The sequence below is a fragment of the Enterobacter sp. LU1 genome, from assembly GCF_008271405.2.
Taxonomy (GTDB): Bacteria; Pseudomonadota; Gammaproteobacteria; order Enterobacterales; family Enterobacteriaceae; genus Enterobacter; species Enterobacter hormaechei_C.
Window position 1 is genome coordinate 3,128,640 of record NZ_CP043438.2, and the last position, 25,440, is coordinate 3,154,079.

At 57.3% G+C, this 25,440-nt stretch carries 24 protein-coding genes; 3 read left to right on the forward strand and 21 right to left on the reverse strand.

The features are described from left to right. Window positions 1-212: 212 nt before the first annotated feature. The 10 genes from FZF21_RS14910 to pdxB all read right to left on the reverse strand — a co-directional run bounded on the left by FZF21_RS14910 (window position 213) and on the right by pdxB (window position 9,966). Window positions 213-782 carry a UbiX family flavin prenyltransferase gene (locus tag FZF21_RS14910; RefSeq protein ID WP_015572254.1) on the reverse strand — a complete coding sequence of 190 codons (570 nt, stop codon included), beginning with the start codon at window positions 780-782 and terminating at the stop codon, window positions 213-215. 89 nt (window positions 783-871) lie between these two features. Further along, window positions 872-2,389 (reverse strand): amidophosphoribosyltransferase, encoded by a 1,518-nt coding sequence (gene purF / locus FZF21_RS14915; RefSeq protein ID WP_006811407.1) that lies wholly within the window; start codon window positions 2,387-2,389, stop codon window positions 872-874. Window positions 2,390-2,422: 33 nt separating this feature from the next. After that, window positions 2,423-2,911 (reverse strand): colicin V production protein, encoded by a 489-nt coding sequence (gene cvpA, locus FZF21_RS14920; protein ID WP_000262116.1) that lies wholly within the window; start codon window positions 2,909-2,911, stop codon window positions 2,423-2,425. 254 nt (window positions 2,912-3,165) lie between these two features. After that, entirely contained in the window at window positions 3,166-3,861 is a 696-nt protein-coding gene (gene dedD, locus FZF21_RS14925) for a cell division protein DedD (protein WP_017383444.1), read from the reverse strand. Continuing rightward, window positions 3,851-5,119 (reverse strand): bifunctional tetrahydrofolate synthase/dihydrofolate synthase, encoded by a 1,269-nt coding sequence (gene folC / locus FZF21_RS14930; protein ID WP_023295092.1) that lies wholly within the window; start codon window positions 5,117-5,119, stop codon window positions 3,851-3,853. The genes dedD and folC overlap by 11 nt, the downstream gene beginning before the upstream one ends. Window positions 5,120-5,189: 70 nt before the next feature. After that, a complete protein-coding gene (accD, locus tag FZF21_RS14935) occupies window positions 5,190-6,095 on the reverse strand; it encodes an acetyl-CoA carboxylase, carboxyltransferase subunit beta (RefSeq protein ID WP_014884667.1) in 906 nt (301 codons plus the stop codon). A gap of 154 nt (window positions 6,096-6,249) precedes the next feature. Beyond that, window positions 6,250-6,909, reverse strand: coding sequence for a DedA family protein (locus FZF21_RS14940; RefSeq protein ID WP_003861406.1), 660 nt, complete (start codon window positions 6,907-6,909; stop codon window positions 6,250-6,252). 28 nt (window positions 6,910-6,937) lie between these two features. Further along, window positions 6,938-7,750, reverse strand: coding sequence for a tRNA pseudouridine(38-40) synthase TruA (gene truA, locus FZF21_RS14945; RefSeq protein ID WP_001286071.1), 813 nt, complete (start codon window positions 7,748-7,750; stop codon window positions 6,938-6,940). Beyond that, window positions 7,750-8,763: an aspartate-semialdehyde dehydrogenase gene (locus FZF21_RS14950; RefSeq protein WP_015572252.1), complete on the reverse strand. Its 1,014-nt coding sequence runs from the start codon at window positions 8,761-8,763 to the stop codon at window positions 7,750-7,752. The genes truA and FZF21_RS14950 overlap by 1 nt, the downstream gene beginning before the upstream one ends. Window positions 8,764-8,829: 66 nt before the next feature. After that, on the reverse strand, window positions 8,830-9,966 hold the full coding sequence (gene pdxB, locus FZF21_RS14955) for a 4-phosphoerythronate dehydrogenase PdxB (RefSeq protein ID WP_047057273.1): 1,137 nt from the start codon (window positions 9,964-9,966) through the stop codon (window positions 8,830-8,832). Between the two features lie 111 nt (window positions 9,967-10,077). Here pdxB and flk point away from each other — a divergent pair, with 111 nt between their 5' ends. Further along, complete coding sequence (flk, locus tag FZF21_RS14960) at window positions 10,078-11,082, forward strand: flagella biosynthesis regulator Flk (protein WP_045349109.1); 1,005 nt, start codon at window positions 10,078-10,080, stop codon at window positions 11,080-11,082. An 85-nt stretch (window positions 11,083-11,167) separates the two neighbouring features. Here the strand turns inward: flk and FZF21_RS14965 are convergent, their stop codons facing one another. After that, entirely contained in the window at window positions 11,168-12,346 is a 1,179-nt protein-coding gene (locus FZF21_RS14965; protein ID WP_047729280.1) for an MFS transporter, read from the reverse strand. A 68-nt stretch (window positions 12,347-12,414) separates the two neighbouring features. Then, window positions 12,415-13,632 (reverse strand): beta-ketoacyl-ACP synthase I, encoded by a 1,218-nt coding sequence (gene fabB, locus FZF21_RS14970; RefSeq protein ID WP_017383449.1) that lies wholly within the window; start codon window positions 13,630-13,632, stop codon window positions 12,415-12,417. 158 nt (window positions 13,633-13,790) lie between these two features. On the opposite strand from fabB, the gene mnmC reads away from it, so the two are divergent. Next, complete coding sequence (gene mnmC, locus FZF21_RS14975; protein WP_149121259.1) at window positions 13,791-15,788, forward strand: bifunctional tRNA (5-methylaminomethyl-2-thiouridine)(34)-methyltransferase MnmD/FAD-dependent 5-carboxymethylaminomethyl-2-thiouridine(34) oxidoreductase MnmC; 1,998 nt, start codon at window positions 13,791-13,793, stop codon at window positions 15,786-15,788. Window positions 15,789-15,846: 58 nt separating this feature from the next. Here mnmC and FZF21_RS14980 read toward each other — a convergent pair whose 3' ends face one another. Genes FZF21_RS14980 through prmB form a run of 6 tightly spaced genes read right to left on the reverse strand, consistent with a single transcriptional unit; the run spans window position 15,847 to window position 20,398 of the window. Further along, window positions 15,847-16,125, reverse strand: coding sequence for a YfcL family protein (locus FZF21_RS14980; protein ID WP_017383451.1), 279 nt, complete (start codon window positions 16,123-16,125; stop codon window positions 15,847-15,849). A 13-nt stretch (window positions 16,126-16,138) separates the two neighbouring features. Further along, window positions 16,139-16,684 (reverse strand): elongation factor P hydroxylase, encoded by a 546-nt coding sequence (locus FZF21_RS14985; protein ID WP_032102744.1) that lies wholly within the window; start codon window positions 16,682-16,684, stop codon window positions 16,139-16,141. Then, the gene (locus tag FZF21_RS14990) at window positions 16,684-17,493 is read right to left on the reverse strand and encodes a sulfite exporter TauE/SafE family protein (protein WP_003861386.1); all 810 of its coding nucleotides are present in this window, start codon (window positions 17,491-17,493) and stop codon (window positions 16,684-16,686) included. Before FZF21_RS14990 ends, FZF21_RS14985 begins: the two co-directional genes overlap by 1 nt. Further along, window positions 17,493-18,317, reverse strand: coding sequence for a penicillin-insensitive murein endopeptidase (gene mepA / locus FZF21_RS14995; protein ID WP_017383452.1), 825 nt, complete (start codon window positions 18,315-18,317; stop codon window positions 17,493-17,495). Before mepA ends, FZF21_RS14990 begins: the two co-directional genes overlap by 1 nt. 2 nt (window positions 18,318-18,319) lie before the next feature. After that, window positions 18,320-19,405 carry a chorismate synthase gene (aroC, locus tag FZF21_RS15000; RefSeq protein ID WP_015572247.1) on the reverse strand — a complete coding sequence of 362 codons (1,086 nt, stop codon included), beginning with the start codon at window positions 19,403-19,405 and terminating at the stop codon, window positions 18,320-18,322. 60 nt (window positions 19,406-19,465) lie between these two features. Continuing rightward, window positions 19,466-20,398 (reverse strand): 50S ribosomal protein L3 N(5)-glutamine methyltransferase, encoded by a 933-nt coding sequence (gene prmB, locus FZF21_RS15005; RefSeq protein WP_003861381.1) that lies wholly within the window; start codon window positions 20,396-20,398, stop codon window positions 19,466-19,468. A gap of 145 nt (window positions 20,399-20,543) precedes the next feature. On the opposite strand from prmB, the gene smrB reads away from it, so the two are divergent. Beyond that, on the forward strand, window positions 20,544-21,095 hold the full coding sequence (gene smrB / locus FZF21_RS15010; protein WP_015572246.1) for an endonuclease SmrB: 552 nt from the start codon (window positions 20,544-20,546) through the stop codon (window positions 21,093-21,095). Between the two features lie 46 nt (window positions 21,096-21,141). On the opposite strand, the gene sixA is transcribed toward smrB, so the two are convergent. The 3 genes from sixA to fadI all read right to left on the reverse strand — a co-directional run bounded on the left by sixA (window position 21,142) and on the right by fadI (window position 25,294). Further along, the gene (sixA, locus tag FZF21_RS15015; protein WP_003861375.1) at window positions 21,142-21,627 is read right to left on the reverse strand and encodes a phosphohistidine phosphatase SixA; all 486 of its coding nucleotides are present in this window, start codon (window positions 21,625-21,627) and stop codon (window positions 21,142-21,144) included. Between the two features lie 209 nt (window positions 21,628-21,836). Beyond that, complete coding sequence (gene fadJ / locus FZF21_RS15020) at window positions 21,837-23,984, reverse strand: fatty acid oxidation complex subunit alpha FadJ (protein WP_047737495.1); 2,148 nt, start codon at window positions 23,982-23,984, stop codon at window positions 21,837-21,839. Beyond that, the gene (gene fadI / locus FZF21_RS15025; protein WP_017383454.1) at window positions 23,984-25,294 is read right to left on the reverse strand and encodes an acetyl-CoA C-acyltransferase FadI; all 1,311 of its coding nucleotides are present in this window, start codon (window positions 25,292-25,294) and stop codon (window positions 23,984-23,986) included. The genes fadJ and fadI overlap by 1 nt, the downstream gene beginning before the upstream one ends. Window positions 25,295-25,440 lie beyond the last annotated feature (146 nt).

Below are 25,440 nucleotides of genomic sequence, written 5' to 3' on the forward strand. Positions count from 1 at the left end.
GCCACATTGTCGTCGGGTTAAAACTACGACGTTAAATATGTTAATAAAACGTTGCGATACTGCCTTAATGGTGAAAGATAGCAGGTCTGCCGAACGAACCGGAAAGAGAAAAAGGGAAAAAGCGAATTAAATGTTGAGGATATGATCGCGGTTGCAGTTTTGCCCTGAAACAGGGCAAATTGTCTTTTCATGCACCTTGTTTGTGCACAGCTTCACGCCCCCTGCCAGCGGGTAAAGAGATCTTCCGGCAGGTCGATATCGAACTGATCCAGTACGCGGTTAACGGTCTGGTTGATGACATCGTCCAGCGTTTGCGGACGATGATAGAACGCGGGGACCGGCGGCATAATCACGGCCCCCAGTTCGGCTGCTTGCGTCATTAAACGCAGATGTCCCAGGTGCAGCGGCGTTTCCCGCACGCAGAGCACCAGAGGACGACGCTCTTTCAGCACCACATCCGCTGCACGCGTCACCAGCGTGTCGGTATAGCTGTTTACAATGCCGGAAAGGGTTTTAATCGAACAGGGCAAAATAACCATGCCGGCCGTTTTAAACGAGCCCGAAGAGATGCTGGCGGCGATATCGCGGGCATCGTGGACAACGTCAGCCAGGGCCTGAACGTCGCGCAGAGAGAGATCGGTTTCAAGAGAGAGGGTCTGACGCGCCGCCTGGCTCATCACCAGATGGGTTTCTACGCCTGCAACGTCACGCAGCACCTGTAACAGCCGGACGCCATAAATCGCGCCGCTGGCACCGCTGATCCCTACAATGAGTCGTTTCATGATTTTCGCCCTTGCTGATTTCAGGGCAGACTGTGCAGGATTTTACGGGGAGTTGCAAGTGAGGGCGAGCGCCCTCACCTGCATACGCATCAACCTTCGTTGTGCATCTCTAAGCTTTCGAGATCGTTTTGCAGCTGGACGGCTTTCGCATCGTCGTTACGCAGCGAATCCAGATAGTCGAGATACTGCTGGTCAACGTCTTTCGTTACGTAGATCCCATTGAATACCGAGCATTCGAACTGCTGAATATCCGGGTTCTCGGCGCGCACCGCGTCGATCAGATCGTTCAGATCCTGGAAAATCAGGCCGTCGGCACCGATGATCTGCCGAATTTCGTCTACTTCACGACCGTGAGCAATCAGCTCGTTAGCGGTTGGCATATCAATGCCATACACGTTCGGGAAGCGAATTTCCGGCGCTGCGGAGGCGAGATACACTTTCTTCGCCCCGGCCTCACGCGCCATCTCGATGATCTGCTCAGACGTCGTGCCGCGCACAATGGAGTCGTCCACCAGCAGCACGTTCTTGTCGCGGAACTCGGCACGGTTAGCGTTCAGCTTACGACGTACGGACTTACGACGCAGCTGCTGGCCCGGCATGATAAAGGTGCGGCCCACGTAGCGGTTTTTTACGAAGCCCTGACGGTACGGCTTGTCCAGAATACGGGCAATTTCCAGCGCGATATCACAGGAGGTTTCAGGGATTGGGATCACGACATCAATGTCGAGATCGTCCCACTCGCGGGCAATCTTCTCGCCCAGCTTCGTCCCCATGTTGACGCGCGCGCTGTAAACGGAAATCTTGTCGATGAACGAGTCCGGACGCGCGAAGTAAACGTATTCGAACAGGCACGGGTTGCTCACCGGGTTGTCGGCGCACTGACGGGTAAACAGCTGGCCCTTCTCAGTGATGTAGACCGCTTCGCCTGGCGCGACATCACGCAGGAATTCGAAGCCCAGAGTGTCCAGCGCCACGCTTTCGGAGGCAACCATGTACTCGGAACGGCCATCGCCGAGGTCACGTTTGCCGAGCACCAGCGGGCGAATGCCATTTGGATCGCGGAAGGCCACCATGCCGTGACCGATGATCATCGCCACGCAAGCGTACGCGCCACGGATCAGGCGGTTAGTCGCGGCAACGGCGGCAAAAATGTTGTCTGCTTCCAGCGGATAATGGCGGAAGTTATCCAGTTCGCTGGCAAAGATATTGAGCAGGATTTCAGAATCAGAGGTGGTGTTAATGTGGCGACGTTTCTCTTCGAACAGCTTTTTACGCAGCTCGTGGGCATTGGTCAGATTGCCATTGTGGGCAAGCGTGATGCCATACGGGGAGTTAACGTAAAAAGGCTGAGCCTCAGAGGCGCTGGAACTGCCAGCAGTAGGATAACGAACGTGACCGATCCCCATATTACCTTGCAGACGCTGCATATGGCGGGCTTCAAACACATCGTTTACCAGGCCATTCGCCTTGCGTAAACGGAAGCAGTTGTTTGCATCAATGGTGATGATACCCGCAGCATCCTGCCCACGGTGCTGAAGCACCGTTAACGCGTCATAAATCGACTGGTTTACCGGCATGAAACCGGCGATACCGACAATACCGCACATTCGTCTTTTCCTCGTTAAGCCACATCTCAGGGTTTATGCCCTGGGCAAGAAACTCGACGAGCTTTGCAGATAGTCAAAGAACCATCTGATAATGAAGCTGAACTCCGGAATGAGCTGCGATTTTTGCCAGTCTTCACTTTTGGAGAACCCGGTAAAGGTATCCAGGAAGAACAGGATCGCGGCCACAATGAGCACGCCTCGCAACGCGCCGAAACAGATGCCGAGTACCCTGTCCGTTCCTGACAGACCGGTTTTCTCGACCAGCTGACCTATCACGTAATTGACGATAGCGCCGACAATCAGCGTCGCGATAAACAGCACCGCGATGGCGATTCCGTTTCGGACCAGTTCATCTTCAAAGCCCGTGAACCAGACAGACAGGTAAGTGTAGTAATGACTGGCAACAAAGAAAGCACAACCCCAGGTTACCAGCGATAACGCTTCACGAACAAAGCCACGGATCAGGCTAACCAGACAGGAAAAACCAATCACCGCAATGATGGCGTAATCAATCCAGACCATATGTGTCCCACGATTAAACGCCCTGTCATCCAGTTCGGGGCGAATTCTAACAGAAAAAGAAAACGTTTGCGTAGGGATTTCCTTCCCACGCGTAAATAAAAAAGGCGCTGAAAAAATGCTCAACGCCACCGCACCTTTGACGTTTCTGTGAACGTCTGCCTCCCCCTCACCCCGGCCCTCTCCCTCAAGGGAGAGGGAGCAAACCGTCCCCTCGCCCCTTTGGGGAGAGGGTTAGGGTGAGGGGGTAATTTCTATCAGTTTGCGCTGTAGTTCATCACCACACCGCTCAGGCCGGAGATTTGCTTCAGCTCGCCAAGCGAACCTTTGAGCTTATCTTTAGACGCATCCGGCCCCACGAGGATACGGGTAATTTTACCCTGTACCGGCGTGGTGGGTGAAGTATAAACACGGTATCCCGCGCCGCGCAGTTTACTCACGATCTCATTGACCTTATCTGCATTTTTCAACGCACCGAGCTGAACGACATAGGCTTTACCCGTAGGGGCGGCCTCCTGCTGGGTCTGTTTGGCCGGTGGCGGCGTTTCCGTTGCCGCAGCCAGCTGCTCGTCGGCTTTGTCACGCTGCGGTTTAGGCTGCGTTTTCTCTACCGGCTTCGGTTTTTCAACCGGTTTGGGTTGCTCTACCGGTACAGGATCGATTTCAACGTTGTTATTCGCGGCCAGACGCGACGGATCAAGAGACGGCGCGGCTGCATCACCTGCGCGCACCTCTTCCGCTGCACCTTCTGGCGGCTGGGCAGGCAGCGCCTGCGTTGCCGCTGGCAGCATATCGGGCTCGTCGCGATCGCCCGGTTTGGGTACCAGCGGAATGGCCGCAAATTCATCCTGGTAATGCTTTTTTTGCCCGTCGAGCAGTCCCGGGAGAATAATCACCCCGAGCGCGACCAGCACAATGGTTCCTGTTAAACGGTTCTGAAACTTACTCGCCACCGGTTCTCCCCGCGTCCATCACTTCCATGACATGTGCCACCGTGTGGAATGACCCACACACCAGCACGGTATCTTCTGGTTTAGCCTCCGCCATCGCGGCACGCCAGGCCGAAACCACACTGCTGTAGATTTCGCCTTTGCCGAGATGTTCCATCAACTGCTCAGCAGTCGCGCCGCGCGGCCCTTCCAGAGGAGCACAATACCAGCTATCGACCACACTCTCCATGCAGGCCAGCGTGCCGCCGATATCTTTATCATGAAGCATACCGATAACCGCCAGCACGCGCCCGGTTTTTGGTAACGATTTGAGACGTCCTGCGAGGTACGCCGCCGCATGCGGGTTATGTGCAACATCCAGAATCAGACGCGGTGACTCACTCACAATCTGAAAACGTCCCGGTAACAGTGCGTTCTGAATGCCGTCGCGGATCGCCTGCTCACTTACCGCTAATCCGCTGGCGCGCAGGGCTGCCAGCGCAGTCGCCGCGTTAGGCTGCGGCACCTGCGGCAGCGGCAGATTCTCCAGCACGCCCTGCGCATCGCTGAAGCGCCAGCCTTTGTCCTGCACCTCATACTGCCAGTCCACGCCGCGACGCAGCAGACGAGCGCCCTTCTCTTTCGCTACCTCAGCAATGGTATGCGGCATGTCCGGTTCGCCTACCACGGCAGGCTTATTGGCCCGGAAAATACCGGCCTTCTCACGGCCAATGCTCTCGCGGTCCGGGCCCAGCCAGTCGGTGTGATCCAGCGCGATGCTGGTGACGACGGCGACATCCGCATCCACCATATTGGTGGCATCCAGACGCCCGCCCAACCCCACTTCCAGGATCACCACGTCCAGCTGCGCCTGCTTAAACAGCCACAGCGCCGACAGGGTGCCGTATTCGAAATAGGTTAATGAGGTTTCGCCGCGCGCAGCTTCGATAGCGGCAAACGACGCCGTATGGGCGGATTCCGCCAGCTCGGTGTTTTGCACGCGCACGCGCTCGGTATAGCGCACCAGATGCGGCGAGCTGTAAACGCCAACCTTGTACCCCGCCGCCATCAGGACAGATTCCAGCGTGCGGCAGGTGGTGCCTTTACCGTTAGTGCCGGCCACGGTAAATACGAAAGGCGCGGGTTTCAACACGTCAAGACGCGCGGCAACCTGGCTTACGCGCTCAAGGCCCATGTCGATAGTTTTACTGTGCAGGTTTTCCAGATAAGAAAGCCACGCGGCCAGGGGCGACGTGGCTTGAGGAATGCTTTTATTTTCCATGATGCCCGGTTGTCATTAACGGTTTAGAAAGCAAAAGGGCAGCGCCATTCGGCCCTGCCCTTTTCAGTTATCAGGCCTCGGGTTCCTGATCCGGTACCACCACGCCTTCGCGCGGCTCGTCCGGGTTCGGCGCCGGCAGATTCATCAGCTTCGCCAGGACGCTTGCCAGTTTCAGGCGCATTTCCGGACGGCGGACGATCATGTCGATGGCGCCCTTCTCAATGAGGAACTCACTGCGCTGGAAGCCCGGCGGCAGTTTCTCACGTACGGTCTGCTCGATAACGCGAGGACCCGCAAAGCCGATCAGCGCTTTTGGCTCAGCGATGTTCAGGTCGCCCAGCATCGCGAAGCTTGCAGAAACGCCGCCCATGGTTGGATCGGTCAGTACCGAGATGTACGGCAGACCGCGCTCCTGCATTTTCGCCAGCGCCGCAGAGGTTTTCGCCATCTGCATCAGGGACATCAGCGCTTCCTGCATACGTGCGCCACCGGAGGCGGAGAAGCAGATCAGCGGGCAGTTGTCTTCCAGCGCCTGCTCAACGGCACGCACGAAGCGCGCGCCAACCACAGAGCCCATTGAGCCGCCCATAAAGGAGAACTCAAACGCGGCGGCAACCACCGGCATCTCGTGCAGGGTGCCTTTCATAACGATCAGCGCGTCTTTCTCGCCGGTCTCTTTCTGCGCAGAGGCCAGACGATCTTTGTATTTTTTGGAGTCGCGGAACTTAAGCACATCTTTTGGCTCCAGTTCGCTGCCCAGTTCTACCAGAGAACCTTCGTCCAGCAGGCTATGCAGGCGGTTGCGCGCCGACATACGCATATGGTGGTCACACTTCGGACACACCTCAAGATTGCGTTCCAGCTCTGCGCGATACAGAACCTGGCCGCAGCTATCACACTTCGTCCATACCCCTTCAGGAATGCTCGCTTTACGCGTTGGGGTAATGTTGCTTTTAATTCGTTCAATCCAGCTCATTGATAACCTTTCTGCCTGAACCTGGTCGTATGCCAGTTTTGCTGTAAGAGGCGAATAATGCCATTTTTGCCTCCAACAGACCATGAATGTTGCACATTAAAACATAACAGCCCGAAACTTTGGATAAAAAAGTGGTCGAACCGCCAGCGTGCATTTACTTCGCTTGCTTTGCCGCCGCGCGTTTGTGACGGATAATTTCGATGACGCCAGGCAGTACGGAAAGCACAATAATCGCTACAATCAGTAACTTAAGGTTTTCCTGAACCACCGGCAGATCGCCAAACAGGTAGCCTGCATAGGTGAACAGCAGCACCCACAGCAGCGCGCCCACCACGTTGTACATGGCAAAATGACGATAGGACATGTGACCCATTCCCGCCACAAACGGTGCAAATGTACGCACAATAGGCACAAAACGGGCAAGGATAATGGTCTTACCGCCATGGCGCTCATAGAACGCATGGGTCTTATCTAAATAACTGCGGCGGAAAATCTTCGAGTCCGGATTACTGAACAACCGCTCGCCAAACACCCGCCCGATGGTGTAGTTGACCGCATCACCAACAATCGCGGCGATGATCATCAGGACCACCATCAGATGGACATTCAGGTCATTCGTTGGCAGTGCGGATAACGCGCCCGCCACGAACAGCAGTGAATCTCCCGGCAGGAACGGCGTAACCACAAGGCCGGTTTCACAGAACAGAATGAGGAACAGAATGGCGTACACCCAGACGCCGTACTGCGCGACCAGCTCCGCCAGGTGAACATCAATATGCAGGATGAAATCAATCAGAAAACGTATTACGTCCATATTGTCTAAGCCCTAATTGCACCTTTGTTTAGTCCGCTAAAAACAGCGGGCCCATTGGCGGTTTTGGCAGGTCGAACCGGTCCGGATAATCCACCGAAACCAGATACAGCCCTTCCGCTTTCGCCGTTGCTGCCGCAAGCGTTCTGTCCTTCGCTGCCAGCAGTTCTGCAATCCAGCTCTCCGGCTGGTGTCCGGCGCCCACTTCCATCAGGCTGCCTACAATATTCCGCACCATATGATGTACAAAGGCATTGGCTTTGATATCCACCACCACATACGCGCCATAACGACTGACGTTAATGTGCATGACGTTACGCCACGGCGTACGGGACTGACACTGCACCGCACGAAACGACGTAAAATCATTCTCTCCAATCAGACACTGCGCCGCACGCTGCATACGTTCTGCATCCAGCGGTTCATAAAAATGCGTCACGCCCTGGCTTAACACCGCCGGGCGCAGGCGCTGGTTATAGATGACATAACGGTAGCGCCGCGCCGTCGCGCTGAAACGCGCGTGAAAATCATCCGGCACAGCTTTCACCCAACGCACGGCAATGTCACCAGGCAAATTCGCATTTACACCCAGCGTCCAGGCCGCGTCTTTGCGCACGGCGGTGGTGTCAAAATGCACCACCTGCCCCGTGCCGTGAACGCCGGCATCGGTGCGGCCCGCACAGAAGACGCTTATCGGTTCATTCGCCACCTGAGAGAGCGCTTTCTCCAGCTTCTCCTGGACGCTGCGCACCTCATTCTGCCGCTGCCAGCCATAGTATTTACTGCCATCGTATTCAATGCCGAGGGCAATTCTGTGGACCGGCTTTTGTTCCACATCTGACATCAGTACAGATACTCCTGCACCAGTTTTTCCGCGATTTTGACCGCCATCAGCGCGCCGCCAAAACGCACGTTGTCGGCAACGGACCAGAACTGCACCTGCTCCGGCATACCGTAATCGTTACGCACGCAGCCCACAGAGAGATGCGCGCTGCCGGTGGCGTCGCCCACCTGCGTCGGGAATTCGCTCTCTTCGGACAGGACAATATCCTCACCGCGGCCAAACGCGTCGCGGGCTTCTTCAGCCGCCAGCGGACGCAGGGCTTCAAACCCGACCATCTGCGCGTGGCCGTAAAAGACCGGAGACTGCACGACATTCGCGGAGATCATTAGCCCGTCATCCTGCAAAATTTTGCGTGCTTCATCGACGATACGACGCTCTTCCCGCACCGAACCTTCACGATCCGGCAGCAGCGGCAGCATGTTGAACGCCAGCTGGCGGCCAAAGAAATCATCTTCGTCGATCGGGATACCGTTCAGCAGCTTCGCGCTCTGCCCTGCCAGTGCGTCTACGGCTTTTTTACCGTTAGCGGAGGCTGAAAGCAGGCTGGTCACGGAAATACGCGACAGGCCACCGTCGTCGATCAGCGGCTTCAGCGCGGTCAGCAGCTGGCTGGTGAGGCTGTTCGGTACTGCAATGATGTTGCGGTTGCGGTAGTCAGCCAGCACAAACGGGTTGACGTCCGGCACCACCAGCGGCACATCCGGCTCCAGGGAGAACAGGCCGCTCAGGTCGATCACCAGACAGCCTGAATTTGTCGCTTCTTCAATGTAAGACGCCGTGGCTTCCGCCCCTGCGGCAAAAAACGCCAGCTGAGCCTGCGTCCAGTCAAACGCGGCGGCATCCTGCACCATCACGGATTTGCCGCCGAAACGCAGATGTTCTCCTGCGCTGTCGGTACGCGCCAGTGCGTAAATCTCACCCACCGGGAACTGACGCTCAGCAAGGGTTTCAAGCAGGGCTTCGCCCACGGCGCCAGTGGCACCCAAAATGGCAATGTTCCAGCCTTCAGACATGGTGGTTTACTCCAGAAATAAAAAGCGTCCCTGCCGGAGCATCCGACAGGGAGCATTAAGAAGACATTAACGTGCCGGGTGGTGAACGGCGTTAAATCCCAGTTTATGCAGCAGCCCCGCCGCTGACGCGTCATCGCACATGACATACAGGGAAGACCACTCGCGGCGCTCAAGGTAATTTTTGCGCAGCTTGTCAAACTCACCCGGAATACCCGCCACTTTACGCAGCAGCGCGTCATCGCGGCGCACATCATACACCAAATGCACCAGTCTTTTCAGCGTTGCCTCATCCAGCGGGCCATGAAGGGTAATGCGGCCGAATTCCGGGGCGGGCAGCAGCGTATCCAGCGCCACCTGCTGCGGATGGCCGATAAAGGCGCTGTAAGCCTCAAACACCTGGGTTGTGCCACGCGCTTTGCCTTCAAGGGTATAACCCGCAATATGCGCGGTACCCACGTCCACCTTATTCAGCAAGGCGACGTTGAGATCCGGCTCTGGTTCCCAGACGTCCAGCACGACGCTAAGCTCTTGTCCTTCGTCGAGACATGCCAGCAGCGCCGCGTTATCCACCACCGGTCCCCGGCAGGCATTTATCAGAATAGTGCCAGCCTTCAGACGGCGGATCAGCTTTTCGTCGGCCAGGTGCAGAGTCTTGTACGGCCCCTCTTTAAAGAGCGGCGTATGGAAGGTGATGACGTCGCACTCGTCGACCAGCTCATCCAGCGTGCGGAAGTCGCCTTCATCGCCGTTATCCTTACGCGGCGGATCGCACAGCAGGGTGTGGATGCCCCAGGCTTCCAGACGCTTTTGCAGACGTCCGCCCACGTTGCCCACACCCACAATCCCGACGGTGCGGTCTTTCAGCGCAAAACCATCGCGCTCGGCCAGCATCAATAGCGAGGAGAAAACATATTCCACGACGGCAATGGCGTTACAGCCTGGCGCCGCGGAAAAACCAATCCCCGCCTGCTTAAGCCACTGGTCATCCACATGATCGGTCCCGGCCGTTGCCGTCCCGACAAATTTAACCCCTTTGCCAGTGAGCAGTGCCTCATTTACTTTGGTCACCGAGCGCACCATCAGGGCGTCTGCATCGTCCAGTTCGCTAACCGGAATCGGGCGACCAGGGACAGCCTTAACCTCACCCAGGCGGCTGAATAGCTCACGGGCGTAAGGCATATTTTCATCAACGAGGATTTTCACGTCTGAGTACCTGTTTGAGAGGAAGTAAACCTGCCAAGTGTGCCATAATCTCGCCGCCGGGCATATATCTCCGCCCGGTTACGCAGAGTTTGACTTTAAGGATTTTTGACGATGCAGCCCATTTCAGGTACGCCTCCGCGCCCTCCGGGTGAAGGCCCCGTAACGCCCAACACGCCAGGCGAACAACCGCTCTCCACGCAGCAACGCACCGTACTGGAGCGTCTGATCACGCGTCTTATTGCGTTAACCTCACAGCAAAACGCAGAGGTATGGGCCGGCGTTAAGCACGATTTGGGCGTAAGAAACGATGCGCCGCTACAGTCGCGCCATTTCCCTGCCGCCGAACAAAACCTTAACCAGCGTCTTACCAGCGCACAGCAGCAACATACTACCCGCCAGATTATCTCGCAGCTGACCGAGCTATTGGGCCAGGGGAATAATCGCCAGGCGGTGAGTGATTTTATCCGTCAACAGTACGGTCATACCGCCCTGAGCCAGCTTTCGCAAGAACAGCTGAAAACCGTGTTGACCCTGCTACAAAGCAATCAGCTTTCTATCCCGCAGCCGCAACAGCGCCCGTCTACAGAACGGCCATTGCAGCCTGCGGAGCATAATACGCTCAAGCAGATGGTCACTAAGCTGGCTGCCGCTACCGGCGAACCCACAAAGCTTATCTGGCAATCCATGCTGGAACTTTCCGGTGTGAAAGCGGGCGAGATGATCCCGGCAAAACAGTTTACCCATCTGGTCACCTGGCTCCAGGCGCGTCAGACGCTCAGCACCCAGAGCGCCCCGACCCTGCACAGCGTACAGGCGGCGCTGAAACAACCGTTGGAACCGCACGAGTTCGATACGATCCGGGATTACGCTCAGCAGAGCTGGCAGGCTACGCCGCAAACGGTGCTGACCACCGCGCAGGTGCAGGACGTGCTCAATCAGATCTTCATTCGCCGCGCCGAGCGGGAAGGCGGCATGCCGGAGGTAAGAAACATTCAGCCGATCTACAGCCCGCTGTTTGCCCCCGTAGTTGATACGTTCAAAACGCTTTCTGCCCGTCCGGGATTGATGTTTATCGCGTTGGTGATTGCGCTGGCGATTTTCTGGCTGGTTGCTTAAAACTGCCGGGTGGCGGCTTCGCCTTACCCGGCCTACGGTTCGCGCGATTGTAGGCCCGGTAAGCGAAGCGCCACCGGGCAAAAAACTACGACCTGCGAAACGCCACCAGCGTCACCACAATTCCCACCACCGCTGACACCGCACCGGCCAGGAAGACGGAAGGATAGCCAAACGACGTTGCAAGCAGCCCCGCGAGCGGCCCGGTGATGCCGTATGAGATATCCTGAAACGCCGCATAGCCGCCCAGCGCCGTGCCGCGCACCTGCGGAGCCACGCGCTTCACCACTTCAACGCCCAGCGCCGGGAAGATCAGCGAGCAGCCGCAGCCGGTTAACGCCGCACCCAGCAGCGCAACGGATGCAGAGGGCGCCTGCCAGAGCAGTACCAGACCCACGGTCTCAATGACAAGTGACGCCACGGCCACCTTCACGCCGCCAAAGCGATCCGGCATCCAGCCAAACAGCACGCGCATCAATACAAACGCGCCGCCAAAGGCCGTCAGCGTAAAGCCCGCCATCGCCCAGCCGCGGCTCATGAAATAGAGGGAAACAAAGGTACCAATAACCGCGAAGCCCACCCCCTGAAGCGCCAGCCCAAGCCCCGGCTGCCAGATTTGCCCCACCACGCTCCACAGCGAAGGACGCTCGCCTTTATGGGCGGGCACCTTACGCACCGAACCGTTAAACGCCCACGCCAGCAGCGGCAATACCATGGTGGTGCCTGCCAGCGCCGCAAAACCAAACTGGCTGTGGATCAGCAGCCCCAGCGGTGCGCCTGCCGCCAGCGCGCCGTAAATCGCCATCCCGTTCCAGGACATCACTTTTCCGGAACGCGCAGGCCCCACCAGCCCCATTCCCCAGGTAAGGGTGCCGGTCAGCAGCTGGCTTTCGCCAAAGCCGAGGATCAGACGCCCTGCCACCAGCAGCGCGAATTTATACGCTGCATCTATCGGCAACAGCGCCGCCAGCAGCCAGGCTCCCCCCGCCAGCCCGCAGGCAAACATGCCCTGCAACGCCGAGCGTTTTGCGCCGTGCTGATCCGCCAGGCGACCGGCGTAGCCCCGGGTTAATACCGTCGCTAAAAACTGAATGCCCACCGCAATACCGACCATGGTGTTGCCATAGCCCAGCTCCTGGTGAACGAACAAGGGGATCACCGGCAGCGGCAGGCCAACGGTCATATAGGTCAGAAACACCGCAAAGGCGATGCGGAAAAGGGAAAGGTTCCCGGAAGGAGCGCTCTTCTCAGGGGTAACAGCCTTCATGCATAACTCCGTGTTCAGGCATAAAAAAAGGGAGCCGCGCGGCTCCCTTCTACTATACCTTCAAACGCTTACGCTTTCAGCTTACGCATCACCAGCGTGGCGTTGGTGCCGCCGAAACCGAAGCTGTTGGACATAACGGTCGTCAGCTCACGTTCGGTGGTTTCGGTCACGATGTTCAGGCCAGCCGCCTGCTCGTCCATCTCTTCGATGTTGATGCTTGGCGCGATAAAGCCGTTTTCCAGCATCAGCAGAGAGTAGATCGCTTCCTGCACGCCCGCCGCTCCCAGAGAGTGACCGGTCATGGCTTTGGTTGCAGAGATAGCCGGGCTATTGTCGCCGAACACTTCACGGATCGCACCCAGCTCTTTCACGTCGCCTACCGGCGTTGAGGTGCCGTGGGAGTTTAGGTAGTCGATTGGAGTATCAACACCGTGCATCGCCATCTTCATGCAGCGCACCGCGCCTTCACCGGATGGAGCAACCATGTCAGCGCCGTCAGACGTTGCGCCGTAGCCCACGATCTCAGCATAGATGTGCGCGCCACGCGCCAGCGCGTGTTCCAGCTCTTCAACCACAACCATACCGCCGCCGCCAGCGATAACAAAACCGTCGCGGTGTGCGTCATAAGTACGGGACGCTTTGTCTGGCGTTTCGTTGTATTTGGTGGACAGTGCGCCCATTGCGTCAAACTCACAGGCCATTTCCCAGCCCAGCTCTTCGCCGCCGCCAGCAAATACGATGTCCTGTTTGCCCAGCTGGATCTGCTCAACCGCATTACCGATACAGTGTGCGGAGGTCGCACATGCGGAGCTGATGGAGTAGTTCACACCGTGGATTTTGAACGGCGTTGCCAGGCACGCGGAAACCGCTGAACCCATGGCTTTGGTCACAACATATGGACCGACCGCTTTCAGGCCGCGCGGGCTGCGCATGGCGTCAGCACCGAACACCTGAGCTTTAGAGGAACCGCCGGAGCCTGCAATCAGGCCCACGCGTGGGTTGTTCTGGTAAGCGTCTTCGCTCAGACCAGAATCCTTGATCGCTTCCTGCATGGAAAGATAGGCGTAGATAGAGGCATCGTTCATGAAACGAACCACTTTACGGTCAATTAAACCGGTGGTGTCCAGTTTAACGTTACCCCATACGTGGCTACGCATTCCAGAATCTTTAAACTCTTCAGAGAAAGTGATCCCGGAGCGTCCTTCACGCAGAGATGCCAGGACTTCCTGCTGGTTATTACCGATGCTGGAAACGATGCCCAGGCCAGTAATCACTGCACGTTTCATTCAATACCTCTGTAAGTCGCACTATAAAAAGTTTCGAGTCGCACAATAGCGTACACTTGTACGCCGAACAAGTCCGATCAGCCATTTTCTGTGGAAATTTGCACCGATGGGCTCACATCGCTAAGATCGTGCCACTGCCTGTCGGACGAGTAACTTACGTGAAACAAAACGCCATACAACCTGCCAACCTCGAATTCAACGCTGAGGGTACACCTGTTTCCCGAGATTTTGATGACGTCTACTTTTCTAATGATAACGGACTGGAAGAGACGCGCTATGTCTTCCTCGAAGGAAATCATCTCAGCACCCGCTTCCCTGAGCATCCGCGCAGCCTGTTTGTCGTAGCGGAGAGCGGTTTCGGCACCGGGCTGAATTTTCTGACCCTCTGGCAGGCGTTCGACCAGTTTCGCACTGCACAACCCGAGGCTACCTTACAAAGATTACATTTCATCAGTTTCGAAAAATTTCCGCTTACCGCACACGATCTGCGGCTTGCCCATCAGCGCTGGCCGGAGCTTACCCACTGGGCGGAACAGCTTCAGGCCCAGTGGCCTCCGGCTATCGGCGGCTGTCATCGTCTGATTCTGGACGACGGACGCGTCACGCTCGACCTGTGGCTTGGCGACATTAATGACCTGACCGATAAGCTTGATGACTCATTGAATCAGAAGGTGGACGCCTGGTTCCTAGACGGTTTTGCGCCCGCCAAAAACCCGGACATGTGGAGCCCGCACCTGTTCAGCGCCATGGCACGTCTGGCGCGCCCGGGCGCAACGCTTGCCACCTTCACCTCGGCGGGCTTTGTCCGTCGTGGGTTGCAGGAGGCGGGGTTTACCATGCGGAAAACCAAAGGCTTTGGCCGCAAACGCGACATGCTGGTCGGGGTGATGGAACAGGATCTGGCGATCCCGGCGCAGGCCCCCTGGTTTGCCCGTCGCGCCAGCACCTCGCGTGAGGTCGCCATTGTGGGCGGGGGTATCGCCAGCGCCCTGCTCTCGCTGGCGCTGCTGCACCGTGGCTGGCAGGTGACGCTCTACTGCGCTGACGAGGCGCCGGCGACGGGCGCATCAGGCAACCGTCAGGGCGCGCTTTATCCCTTATTAAGTTCACACGATCCGGCACTGTTCCAGTTCTTCCCGGCGGCGTTTACGTTTGCTCGCCGCCTTTACGATAGCCTGCCGGTTGCGTTCGACCACAACTGGTGCGGCGTGACGCAGCTCGGCTGGGACGAGAAGAGCCAGCTGAAAATCACACAAATGCTGTCGCTGGGTCTGCCGGAGGCCATCGCCCATGCAGTGACGGCACAGCAGGTTGCTGAGACCGCTGGCGTCGACACCGGCTGCGGGGGTATTCAGTATCCACTCGGCGGCTGGCTGTGTCCTGCTGAACTGACTTCTGCGGCGATAGCCCTCGGGCAGTCGTGTGGGTTGACAGTGCATTATGCCCATAAGGTTCAATCGCTAAGCCGCACTGCGCACTGGAAACTGCGTTTCGCTGACGGCAAAGAGGCCCAGCATGCCAGCGTTGTGCTGGCCAACGGGCATCATATAAGCCAGTTTACCCAGACAGCATCATTGCCGGTTTATCCGGTCGGCGGCCAGGTGAGCCATATTCCTGCCGCCCCCCAACTGAGCAAACTGCGTCAGGTGCTGTGTTACGACGGCTACCTGACGCCGCAAAATCCGTCCAACGGCCATCACTGCATCGGTGCCAGCTACCATCGCGGTGAAACAGATATGCAGTACAGCGAAGCGGATCAGCAGCAAAACCGCCAGCGCCTGCTCGACTGTTTCCCGGATGCGTCGTGGGCAAAAGAGGTGGATGTCAGTGAGGGTCAGGCGCGCTGCGGCGTACGCTGCGCGACCCGCGATCACCTGCCGATGGCGGGAAACGTGCCGGACTATGACGCCACGCTTGAAGTCTATCAGGATCTTGCTGACAACAAAGAAACGGCGGTAAGCGCGCCCGTTCATCCCGAGCTGTTTATGCTGGGTGGCTTAGGCTCGCGGGGATTGTGCTCCGCACCGCTGCTGGCTGAAGCGTTAGCCGCGCAAATGAGCGACGAGCCGGTTCCGCTGGACAGGATTACGCTCGCGGGGCTGAATCCAAACCGACTGTGGGTGCGGAAATTGCTGAAGGGGAAAATGGTCAAGTAGGGTGCGGTCTGGTGCCCTCACCCCCGCCCTCTCCCTGTGGGAGAGGGCGGTGATACACTTACTTCGCTTTCGCCTGCTGGAACAAATTGTCCCACATGCCCAGCACTAAAGACTGGTCGCGCGGAGAGAGTTCCCCGGCCAGAATGGCTTTTTCCAGGCTGCGAGTGACTTCCGCGTGAACGGCGTCGGCAGAGTGATCGTCCCCGGCTTCCAGCGCGGCTACCGCCAGCGTCAGGTGACCACGCAGATAACCGCTGGCGAACAGCTCATCATCACTGGCGTGTTCCACCATGTCATCAATTAACGCCAGAATGCGTGATTCAAATTCTGCGATCATCTTCTTTCCTCTGTTAAAGATCTTCCGGCCAAGGGAAGCATTCCGCCGTGATCTCCGGCGTGTGGTAATAATTCTGTAAAGCCTCGATCAGGCGTGCCGGACGTGCCGGGATGCCTTTCTCAAGATATTCCATCACCTGCGCATGAACGCGGCGCTGGAAGACGATACGGTCTGGCTCGAAGTCGCCTTCGAGGTTGTCACAACTTACGTTGAACGGGAAACCCGCCGCTACGCAGAACAGCCATTCCAGCGCCTGAGGTTTCACCTCCACATCTTCGAACTGCCCCTGGGTGGTGGCGTCGCGCCCGTCCGGGCAGTACCAGTAACCAAAGTCCACCAGCTCGCGACGCGCTTTCCCGGCGATACACCAGTGCGAAATTTCGTGCAAACCGCTGGCGTAAAAGCCGTGGGCAAAGGTGATGCGGTTATACGGAACCTCGTCATCAGCAGGAAGATAGATCGGTTCGTCGTCGCCTTTAATCAGACGGGTATTAAAATCATCAGCAAAACAGCTATCGAAGATCTCAATCAGCTGTTCGTAGTTATGCGTACTGTTCATTAGTTCATCCCCAACCAGGTGAGGATCTCCTGTCCATGGCTGTCATAAAGAAGTTTGGCGCTCATCACCGCCGAGACGACAACAATCATCGGGCGGATCAGCTTTTGTCCTTTGCTTAATACCAGACGCGAGCCTGCGCGCGCGCCCAAAAACTGCCCTGCCATCATCACAAACCCGGTTGCCCAGATAACCTTGCCGCCAATGATAAACAGCAGCAGACCGCCAACGTTGGAGGTCGCGTTGAGGACTTTGGCGTGGGCGGTGGATTTGGCGAGGTTGAATCCGGCCAGCGTCACGAATGCCAGCGCATAAAACGAACCTGCCCCCGGGCCAAAGAAGCCATCGTAAAAACCGACGCAGCCACCGGCAATCAGCGCAAACGGCAGGCCGTGAAGACGACGCTGTCGATCTTCTTCCCCGAGCTTTGGCATCAGCAGGAAATAGAGGCCGATACAGATAACCAGCAGCGGCAGGATCTGGCGCAGAATGTCGGACTGTACGTGCTGGACCAGCAGCGCACCCGCCGTTGAGCCAATAAACGTCATCAGGATATTGAGCTTCTGATCGGCGAGATTCACCACTTTGCGCCGGATAAAATAGAGCGACGAGGAGAGCGAACCGCCACACGCCTGGAGTTTGTTGGTGGCAAGCGCCTGGGCAGGGCTCATGCCTGCCGCCAGCAGCGCCGGAACGGTGAGCAACCCGCCGCCGCCCGCCAGGGCATCGATAAATCCGGCTAACATCGCAACAAAAAAGAGCACCGCCAGCAGCAGCGGTGACACCATGAACAGATCGACGAAATTATCCATTAAAGTACATGCTCATCCAGTAGCGCCTGGCAGGAAGGCGGCAACGGAGGCGGTGTCTTCTTCTCAGGCTTAGAGGTTCCAGGCTTGGCTGGTTCAAACCAGCTTTGCAGTTCGTAACCACAACCATCGCCAGGCGGTGGCAGCGGCTGATCTTCACATTCCAGGCTGTTCGCCGGACAGCGCAGGCGAACATGCATATGCGCCCGGTGCTGGAACCACGGGCGCACTTTACGCAACCAGTCGCGATCCGTTCCCGCATCCAGGCAAAGCTGCTGCTTGATGGCCGGATTAACAAAGATCCGCGTGACGTCGTTATCCTCTGCCGCCAGCTTAATCATGCTGGAAATTTCCGGCGACCAGCGCGAGGCGACGACCCGTTTACCGTCGGCCGAGACCAGATCCAGCGCCTGCGGTTTCAGCAGCTGCGCTGAGCTCCAGCGCGTTTTCGGCAATTGCAGGAAGATATCCACATCCAGTCCGGTCTGGTGGCTGGCGTGACCGCCGTTGAAGCGACCACCGGCAGGCATCCCCATATCGCCAATCAGCACCGTCCCCAGCCCCAGGTTATGCACCTGGTTGCCAAGACGCTGAATAAACAGCACCAGGTCAGGATGGCCGAAATAACGGCGCTGGTCGGTGCGCATCACCTGATAGGTATCCGATTGCAGCGGAAGTTCCTGCGCGCCGACGATACACCCGTTGGAGAAAGCGCCAATGGACTGCGCGCTCCCCGCTACCGGGTGGGTAATTTTCTGCCACGGCGTAGCGGCCAGGCTTGCTCCACTGGCCAGCAGCGCCAGCAGAGCGATTGCGGTTTTTTTCATAGTTACCAGCGTGGAATGGTGGTCGTCACATCCGCATTCTGCGCGCGCTGGCGCAGGAAGTGATCCATCAGCACGATCGCCAGCATCGCTTCTGCGATCGGCACCGCGCGGATCCCCACGCACGGATCGTGACGCCCTTTGGTGATCATCTCAACTTCATCGCCAGCGCGGTTAATCGTGTGGCCCGGGACGGTAATGCTGGACGTTGGCTTCAGCGCAATATTGGCAATAATTTGCTGCCCGCTGCTGATGCCACCCAGAATGCCGCCCGCATGGTTGCTCTGGAAACCCGCCTTCGTGATTTCGTCGCGGTTCTGGCTGCCGCGAAGCTTGACCACGTCAAAACCGTCGCCGATTTCGACGCCTTTCACCGCGTTGATGCTCATCAGCGCGTGGGCGATGTCGGCGTCAAGGCGGTCAAATACCGGCTCGCCCCAGCCAGCCGGCACGCCGTCGGCCACCACGGTGACTTTCGCACCAATGGAGTCGCCCTCTTTTTTCAGGCCACGCATCAGCTCATCCAGCGCGTCCAGCTTGTCGGCATCGGCGCAGAAGAACGGGTTGAGCTCTACCTGATCCCAGTCTTTGATTGCCAGCGGAATGTCGCCCATCTGGGACAGACAGCCGCGGATAACGATGCCGAATTTCTGCTGGAGATATTTTTTGGCAATTGCCCCTGCCGCCACGCGCATCGCGGTTTCACGCGCGGAAGAACGCCCGCCGCCGCGATAGTCGCGAAAGCCATATTTTTGTTCGTAGGTATAGTCGGCGTGACCAGGACGGAAAACGTCCTTAATCGCGCCGTAGTCCTGAGAACGCTGATCGGTGTTTTCAATCAGCAGACCAATGCTGGTCCCTGTGGTACGGCCTTCAAATACGCCGGAGAGAATTTTGACCTGGTCCGGCTCGCGACGCTGCGTGGTGTAGCGAGAGGTACCCGGACGACGACGGTCAAGGTCATGCTGTAAATCGGCTTCGGTCAGTTCGATGCCTGGCGGGACGCCATCAACGATACAACCCAGTGCCAGACCGTGCGACTCGCCAAAGGTGGTCACACGGAATACCTGTCCAATACTGTTTCCTGCCATCACGGCTCCGATGTTGTTGTTTGTGTTTGAGCGTTGTGAAACGGGCCGAAGCCCGCTGGATTAATCTTTGTAAATGCTGAAGTATTCACGTGCATCAAGCAGTTGCGCTTTAGTCAGCATAAAGACGCCGTCACCGCCGTTGTCGAACTCAAGCCAGGTGAACGGCACATCCGGGTACTGCTCTATCAGATGTACCATGCTGTTGCCCACTTCACAAATCAGAACGCCGTCGTCGGTCAGATAATCCGGCGCGCAGGCCAGGATGCGACGGGTCAGCTTCAGCCCGTCAGAGCCTGACGCCAGGCCCAGCTCCGGCTCGTGACGGTACTCGTTCGGCAGATCGGACATGTCCTCTGCATCCACGTACGGCGGATTGGTGACGATCAGGTCGTATTGCAGCGTCGGCAGGTCGCGGAACAGGTCAGAGCGGATAGGCGTGACGTGATGAATCAGCCCGTGCTCTTCAATGTTGTGTTCGGTGACGGCCAGCGCGTCGGTGGAGATATCGACGGCGTCCACTTCCGCTTCGGGGAAGGCGTACGCGCAGGCAATGGCGATGCAGCCGCTGCCGGTGCACATATCAAGAATGTGCTGCGGCTGATGGTTAATCAGGCCGTCAAAATGGTTGTTGATCAGCTCGCCAATCGGCGAACGCGGCACCAGCACGCGCTCATCAACGTAGAATTCGTGGCCGCAGAACCAGGCTTTGTTGGTCAGGTAAGCCACCGGAATGCGCTCGTTTACGCGACGGATCACGCGCTCAACGATGCGGTGTTTTTCACTGGAGGTCAGGCGCGCGGTGCGCATGTCTTCCGGAATATCCAGCGGCAGGTAGAGAGACGGCAGCACCAGCTGCACGGCCTCATCCCACGGATTGTCGGTACCGTGTCCGTACCAGATATTGGCGGCGCTGAAGCGGCTAACCGACCAGCGCAACATGTCCTGTATGGTATGCAGCTCGTTTACTGCTTCATCGACAAAAATTTTATCCACTCTTTCCTCCAGGGCATGCTCGCATAATTTTCGGCGGCTAGTTTGCCATGAAGACGGCGATAAATCAGCAATGACGCGTACCGCTTGAGGTTAAAAAATGCGTTTAGTCGGGTACACTATCGGAAATACGAGATGAGAATGACGAATGAAAAAGAAAACATCGCTCAGCGAGGAGGATCAGGCTCTATTCCGCCAGCTGATGACCGGGACGCGTCAAATCACGCACGACACCATTGTCCATCGCCCGCAGCGTAAAAAAGTCAGCGAGGTACCGGTCAAACGGTTGCTCCAGGAGCAGGCCGATAACAGCCACTATTTTTCAGATGAGTTTCAGCCGCTGCTAAATACGCAGGGTGCGGTGAAATACGTGCGCGAAGACGTCAGCCATTTTGAACTGAAAAAATTACGCCGGGGAGATTATTCGCCGGAGCTGTTCCTCGATCTGCATGGGTTGACCCAGATGCAGGCGAAACAGGAGCTGGGGGCGTTGATCGCGGCATGTCGTCGCGAGCATGTTTTTTGCGCCTGCGTGATGCACGGCCACGGCAAACATATTCTTAAGCAACAGACACCGCTGTGGCTGGCTCAGCATCCACACGTGATGGCTTTTCATCAAGCGCCAAAAGAGTACGGCGGAGATGCCGCATTGCTGGTATTGATTGAGGTCGAGGAGTGGCAGCCGCCAGAATTGCCCTGACAGGATGGCGGGAGGCACGCTGCACCCCGCCATATCGCACGTCACGTCAGATGGCTTTTGCCATCTTCAGGTTGCACGGACTCATTTGCCAGTTAAAGACCCCTTTGCCGGTTTCGTCGAGGGTAACGTTGGCAATGGCGGACGTTGTGAACATCGGTGGCGTTTCGCCCGGGCACAGCTCAGATACCAGATAGCCGACCAGCGGCAGGTGGGAAATGACCAGTGCGGAAGCGACACCTTCATTGCACAGCGCCTGAAGGTAAGCACTGACAAGGCCAACATCGCCACACGGCGTGAGTTCAGGGAGAACATCCACACTGGATGGCAGGTTCATACACTCCCCTACCACATCCAGCGTCTGTTCTGCCCGCAGGAACGGACTCACCAGAACGCGTTCAATGTCCACTTTTTGACCTTTAAGCCATGTCGCCATCTGACGGGATTCGTCGCAGCCACAGACGGTTAAAGGACGTACTGAGTCACTGGCGGCATCGAGTGCCGCGTCGCCGTGACGCATGATAAAAACTTGCATATTGCACCGCTTTTGTTAACCAGAATCACCGGCGTTAACTACCCGCGATTAATGCTCTGAGGTAGAAAACCCGATGGCCGGGCATTGTGCCTGATCCATTCGGTGAATGAAACGCTGTTTTTTACCTCAATGGCGTAAGTATAGTCAATCTCTGTTTACAATTTCGCCAGAACAGGTTCATTCACCACAGGATTTACCCTTCTTTGACTTCAGTTTACGCAATCAGTTTCCCTTGCGGGCCAGAATGTCTGACCCCGTTCCGCCATCTGCAATAATTCGTCACACGGAGTAAACCGTGGACCGTATTGCGAGGCCAGACGTTGCAGGATCGCAACCACTTCACCCGCCCCGAGGGTATCCATATACCGGAACGGGCCGCCAAGGAATGGCGGAAAACCGATACCAAACACGGCGCCGATGTCGCCGTCGCGCGCGCTTTTGATAACCTGCTCACCAAAGCAGCGCGCCGCTTCATTGAGCATCATCATCACACAGCGCTCAGCACACTGAACCGCCGACAGTTTTCCCTGACCCGTAACAGGAATAAGCGCATAAACTGAAGGGTCGATCTGTTTCTTGCTTTTACGCCCTTTCGCGGCGTAAAGATAGAAACCTCGTTCATTTTTTCTGCCTTTGCGATCGTCCTTCAAAATTGCGGAAACAAAGTTTGCAGGCGGCGCAAAACGATCGCCATAAGCCGCTTCCAGCACAGGGATAATTTTAGTCCCCGTATCAATTCCTACCTCATCCAAAAGTTGGATTGGGCCGACGGGGAAACCAAACTTCACCAGAGCGTCATCGACGTGCTCAATTTTCTCCCCTTCCGTCAGCAACCGCATCGCTTCGTTAATGTACGGCGCCAGAATGCGGTTGACGTAAAAGCCGGCTTTGTCCGCGACCACAATCGGGGTTTTGCCCTGTTTTTTCGCCAGTTTCACCACGGTGGCAATAGTTTGCGGGCTGGTTGTGGCATGCGGGATAACCTCCACCAGCGGCATTTTTTCTACAGGGCTGAAATAGTGCAGCCCTATCACCTGCTCCGGGCGCACGGCTTTCGCCGCGATGTCGCCGATCGGCAAAGACGAGGTGTTTGACGCGAAAATAGTGTGCGGCGCGCAATGCTGTTCAACGTCCGCCACCATCTGCTGCTTAAGGGCGAGATCTTCGAACACGGCTTCAATCACCAGATCGCGGTGTGCAAACCCACTGTAGTCGGTGGCGCCAGTGATCATCGCGAGGGTTTTATCACGCTCACTGGCCTTGATATGGCGGCGCTTCACTTTGCGATCAAGGTTCTGCCAGCTGTACTGCAACGCGTGGTTGATACCCTTAGGGTTGATATCTTTGATACGTACGGGCAATTTGCCTTTGCTGGCGGTGACAAATGCGATGCCGCCGCCCATCAGCCCACCACCCAGAACGCCAACGGCGCGCAGCGGAGCCGGTTCAGCTTCACTGCCCGGATCTTTTTTAACCTCCGTGCTGGCAAAGAAAATGCCGCGCAGCGCCTGCGACTGCGGCGTCATCGCCAGCTCGCCAAAGGCTTTCGCTTCCGCAGCATAACCGCTGCTGCTGCCCTGCGATAAACCGGTTTCAATCACCTTCAGAATGCGCGTCGCTGCCGGATAGTTCCCTTTGGTTTTTTGCTCGGTTTTTTTACCCACCATATTGAACAGCAGCGTGCGCCCCAGCGGCCCGGCGAGGATACGCTCGCGCACCGGCAGAGGGCGTTTCGCCTGACGACCTTTCAGCGCCCGCTCAACGGCGGCCTCAAGCAAGATGGCGTGCGGAACGACCTCATCAACCAGACCCGCCTTTAACGCCTGACGGGCGCGCAGCTGTTTACCGGTTAAAATCATCTCCAGCGCCGTACTGACGCCCACCAGACGCGGCAGGCGCTGCGTGCCACCTGAACCGGGCAGCAATCCAAGCTGTACCTCCGGCAGTCCGAGTACGGTTTTCGCATCGTCGGTACAAATTCGGCTGTGACAGGCCAGCGCCAGCTCAAGCCCACCGCCCAGGCAGGCCCCGTGGATCGCAGCGACAACGGGTATCGACAGCGCATGGATCTCCGCCATTACCTGCTGCCCCTGACGCGCCAGGTCTTCTGCTTCCTGAGCGCTTTTCGCCCGGGCAATCATGTTGATGTCGGCCCCGGCAATAAAGTTATCCGGCTTTGCCGAGATAAATACCAGGCCACGTATCGCTTTGTTTTCGCGGATCTGTCTGAGCATCGCACGCACCTGAACACCGAACTCGGCCTTCAGAGTGTTCATCTTTTCGTCGGGTACATCAATGGTGATAACAGCCACGTTATCAAGGCGAACAGCCAGATTAAATGCAGATGTCGTTTCCATTATTTAGCCTCCAGAACCATTGCTGCACCCAGGCCGCCCGCCGCACAGGCGGTAACGAGACCAAAACCGCCGCCGCGGCGACGCAGCTCGTGCAAAGTCTGAGTTATCATTCTCGCGCCGGTCGCCGCAAATGGATGGCCGTAGGCGATGGATCCGCCAAGCACGTTAAACTTACTCTGATCCACTTCGCCGGTCGCGTGGGCGCGGCCCAGTACATCGCGCGCGAAGCGCTCGCTTGCCAGCAGCTGAATGTTTGCCAGGGTTTGTGCGGCAAAGGCTTCGTGCATATCGATCAGGGTTAAGTCAGCCAGCGTCAACCCCGCACGCTCCAGCGCCAGCGGCGTGGACCAGGCCGGACCGAGCAGCATGTCCTGCCAGACATCAATGGCGGTAAAGGCGTAGCTACGCAAATAGCCCAGCGGTGTTATGCCAAGCTCTTTCGCCCGGGATTCCGTCATCAGGATCACGGCGGCGGCACCGTCCGTCAGTGGCGTACTGTTCGCCGCCGTAACGGTGCCATGTTTACGATCAAACGCCGGGCGCAGTTTTGCGTAATCCTCCAGCGTCGAGGTGCCACGGATATTGTTATCTTCCACCAGCGGTTCGCGGAAAGGCGGGATGTAAGCCGTCATCACCTCGTCGGCAAGTTTGCCTTCCGACCACGCCTTCGCAGCGAGCTGATGCGAGCGATGCGCCAGTGCATCCTGCTGTTCGCGGGTAATACCGTAGGTTTTTGCCATCTGCTCGGCAGTGTCGCCCATACGCAGGCCGGTGGAGTATTCAGCAACGGCAGGTGGCACGGGCATGAGGTCGCGCAGACGTAAACGCGAGAAGAGTTTGAGCTTCGCACCGGTGGTCCGGGCTTTGTTGGCATCCACGAGGATGCGGGCCAGCTGTTTGCTAACACCGATGGGCAGCACGGATGAGGAATCCGCGCCGCCGGCGATCCCCGCGCGAATGGTCCCCGCCATCAGGCTTTCCGCCACGTTCGCCACCGCCTGGAAACTGGTGGCGCAGGCGCGGCTGACGCTGTATGCGTCGGTGTGAACATTCATGCCGGTGCCCAGCACGATTTCACGTGCGATATTGGGCGCTTCCGGCATTTGCACCACCTGGCCGAAAACCAGTTGCTCAATAACCTGTGGCGGGATCTCGCTGCGAGCCAGCATCTCCCCCACCACCATTTTTCCCAGATCGACAGCCGGTATACCGTGAAACGCGGTTGCCTGACGCGCAAACGGCGTACGTAACCCGCTGACAATGGCAATGCGGTCACCGTGTCGGGTGATAAGCGGTAATGCCTGACTCATAACACTCCCCTGTAAAAAAATTTTGCGCACACATTAAGTGGTCTGACCTGATAATAGTCTTAACTATTTTTTTACATTGAGCCAATCGGGGAAGCGAAAAATTGCGAGCTAAGGCACAGAGAAGAAAAAGAAAATGCCCCTGCATG

Bases quoted from the DNA above. Each gene is read 5' to 3' on its own strand.
- FZF21_RS14910 (WP_015572254.1), bottom strand. From the start codon at position 782: ATGAAACGACTCATTGTAGGGATCAGCGGTGCCAGCGGCGCGATTTAT.
- purF (WP_006811407.1), bottom strand. From the start codon at position 2,389: ATGTGCGGTATTGTCGGTATCGCCGGTTTCATGCCGGTAAACCAGTCG.
- cvpA (WP_000262116.1), bottom strand. From the start codon at position 2,911: ATGGTCTGGATTGATTACGCCATCATTGCGGTGATTGGTTTTTCCTGT.
- folC (WP_023295092.1), bottom strand. From the start codon at position 5,119: ATGGAAAATAAAAGCATTCCTCAAGCCACGTCGCCCCTGGCCGCGTGG.
- accD (WP_014884667.1), bottom strand. From the start codon at position 6,095: ATGAGCTGGATTGAACGAATTAAAAGCAACATTACCCCAACGCGTAAA.
- FZF21_RS14940 (WP_003861406.1), bottom strand. From the start codon at position 6,909: ATGGACGTAATACGTTTTCTGATTGATTTCATCCTGCATATTGATGTT.
- truA (WP_001286071.1), bottom strand. From the start codon at position 7,750: ATGTCAGATGTGGAACAAAAGCCGGTCCACAGAATTGCCCTCGGCATT.
- FZF21_RS14950 (WP_015572252.1), bottom strand. From the start codon at position 8,763: ATGTCTGAAGGCTGGAACATTGCCATTTTGGGTGCCACTGGCGCCGTG.
- flk (WP_045349109.1), top strand. From the start codon at position 10,078: ATGCAGCCCATTTCAGGTACGCCTCCGCGCCCTCCGGGTGAAGGCCCC.
- FZF21_RS14965 (WP_047729280.1), bottom strand. From the start codon at position 12,346: ATGAAGGCTGTTACCCCTGAGAAGAGCGCTCCTTCCGGGAACCTTTCC.
- fabB (WP_017383449.1), bottom strand. From the start codon at position 13,632: ATGAAACGTGCAGTGATTACTGGCCTGGGCATCGTTTCCAGCATCGGT.
- FZF21_RS14980 (WP_017383451.1), bottom strand. From the start codon at position 16,125: ATGATCGCAGAATTTGAATCACGCATTCTGGCGTTAATTGATGACATG.
- FZF21_RS14985 (WP_032102744.1), bottom strand. From the start codon at position 16,684: ATGAACAGTACGCATAACTACGAACAGCTGATTGAGATCTTCGATAGC.
- FZF21_RS14990 (WP_003861386.1), bottom strand. From the start codon at position 17,493: ATGGATAATTTCGTCGATCTGTTCATGGTGTCACCGCTGCTGCTGGCG.
- mepA (WP_017383452.1), bottom strand. From the start codon at position 18,317: ATGAAAAAAACCGCAATCGCTCTGCTGGCGCTGCTGGCCAGTGGAGCA.
- aroC (WP_015572247.1), bottom strand. From the start codon at position 19,405: ATGGCAGGAAACAGTATTGGACAGGTATTCCGTGTGACCACCTTTGGC.
- smrB (WP_015572246.1), top strand. From the start codon at position 20,544: ATGAAAAAGAAAACATCGCTCAGCGAGGAGGATCAGGCTCTATTCCGC.
- sixA (WP_003861375.1), bottom strand. From the start codon at position 21,627: ATGCAAGTTTTTATCATGCGTCACGGCGACGCGGCACTCGATGCCGCC.
- fadJ (WP_047737495.1), bottom strand. From the start codon at position 23,984: ATGGAAACGACATCTGCATTTAATCTGGCTGTTCGCCTTGATAACGTG.
- fadI (WP_017383454.1), bottom strand. From the start codon at position 25,294: ATGAGTCAGGCATTACCGCTTATCACCCGACACGGTGACCGCATTGCC.